The organism is Streptomyces sp. AC555_RSS877, assembly GCF_019049245.1.
GTDB lineage: Bacteria > Actinomycetota > Actinomycetes > Streptomycetales > Streptomycetaceae > Streptomyces.
Map to the genome: position 1 here is coordinate 1 of NZ_JAGMUK010000162.1, position 2,065 is coordinate 2,065.

A 2,065-nucleotide genomic window follows, 5' to 3' on the forward strand; every position below is an offset into this window, starting at 1 on the left:
CCTGCACCGACGCCGGCACCCGGCCCCCACCCGCCCTGAGCACCGGAGCGGGCAGCGCCTTACGGTCCAGCTTCCCGTTCACCGTCAACGGCAACTCACGCATGACCACGAAAGCCGACGGCACCATGTAGGCGGGCAGCCGGTCGGCCACGGACTCCCTCAGCTCAGACTCGGCCGCATTGCCCACCACATACGCCACGAGCCGCTTGTCGCCCGGGGTGTCCTCCCGCACCACCACCGCCACCTGCTCGACCAGCGCATGAGCGCCCACCACCGCCTCAACCTCACCCGGCTCGATCCGGAAGCCACGGATCTTCACCTGCGCGTCGGCCCGCCCCGCGAAGATCAGACGACCTTCCGCCGTCCAGCGTGCGCGGTCCCCCGTCCGGTACATCCGCTCACCCGCACCACCGAACGGACACGCCACAAACCGCTCACCAGTCAGCGCCGCACGGCCCAGATAGCCTCGCGCCAGCTGGCCCCCGGCGACGTACAACTCGCCTGCCACACCCACCGGCACCGGACGCAACCGCTCATCCAGCACGAACACTCCGAGGCCGGGAATGCCCTGCCCGATGGTGCTCCCGGATCTGGCCTCAGAAGCAGCCAGCTCCTGGAAGCTCACATGCACCGTGGTCTCCGTGATCCCGTACATGTTCACCATCCGCGGTCCGCCCGCACCATGGCGCGCCCACCACGGCTCCAGACGCCCCGGATCCAGTTCCTCGCCACCGAACACCACCGCGCGCAGCCGTGCCACCGCTGCCGGCCGCTCCTCCGCCGCCGCCATCAACTGGTAGAAGGCGGATGGCGTCTGGCTGAGCATGGTCACTCCCTCGCGCTCCAGCAGCGCGAAGAACTCCTGCGTCGAGCGCGACACCTCGAACGGCACGACAACCACACGGCCGCCGTGCAGCAGGGCACCCCACAGCTCCCATACCGAGAAGTCGAACGCGAACGAGTGGAACCAGCTCCAGACGTCCTGCGGCCCGAACTCGAACAGTCCTCGTGTCTGCGCGAACATCCCGGTCACGTTGCGGTGCGTCACCACGACGCCCTTCGGACGACCGGTGGACCCCGACGTATAGATCACATACGCCGGGTGGTCCGGCAGCACACGCTCCACCAGAGGCGCAGCATGCAGCTCCGCCAGCTCGGCTGCCACCGACGGGTCGTCAACTGCCACCACCGGCACCCCGAAACCGCCCATCACCGGGCGCAGAGTCTCAGAGGTCAGCAGCAACCGGGCACCGGCGTCCGCCAGAGTGAACCCGATCCGGTCGGCCGGGTATGCGGGATCCACCGGCACATACACGCCTCCCGCCTTCACCACGGCGAGCATCGCCACCACGACATCGACACCGCGCTCCAGCGCGATCGCAGTCCGGACCTCCGCTCCGACACCGCGCGAAATGAGCAGGCGTGCGAGCTGGTTCGCCCGCCTATCCAACTCGCGATACGTCAGCGACCGCCCCTCACACACCACCGCCGCTGCATCCGGAGTCCGCGCCGCCTGCATCGCAAACAACCCCGGCAGCGTCGACACGTCGGCGTCCACCGCCGTCTTGTTCCACTCCACCAAGAGCTGGTCGTGCTGAGCCTCGTCGAGGATGTCGACCGCCGACAGCGAGCTGCCCGGGTCGTCCTCCAGGGCGGCGACGAGGTTGTCCAGGCAGGTGTGCAGCAGTCGGCACACCGCCTGCCCATCCACCGAACCCACCGCATCCACAGTCAGAGCGAACTCGGACTCAAGGTCTTCCACGGCCATCGTGACCGGATAGTTCGTCGCCTCGCGTATCGAGACCGTGCTGATGCCCCCGGGCGCGGTACCGGCCTCCGGGCTGCGCCCGGCAGCGCGACGCTTGCCGTGGCGGTAGTTGAAGAGCGAGGTGAACAGCGGGCTGCCGCCGGGCATGCCGCTGGCCTGCTGTGCGAGCGTCAGCGGGGCGTGCTCGTGCACCAGCAACTCCGCCAGCTGGTCACGCACTCCCTCCAACGCCTCACCCACACCCACAGCGCCGACCCGCACCCGCACCGGCAGCGTGTTGATGAACAGCCCCGGCAC

Annotated in this window: 1 protein-coding gene; it reads right to left on the reverse strand. The window is 69.0% G+C overall.

Annotated features, from left to right (window positions below):
• The coding region (locus KUM49_RS38085) for an amino acid adenylation domain-containing protein (RefSeq protein WP_217241543.1) at window positions 1–2,065 on the reverse strand (2,065 nt) is incomplete at both ends.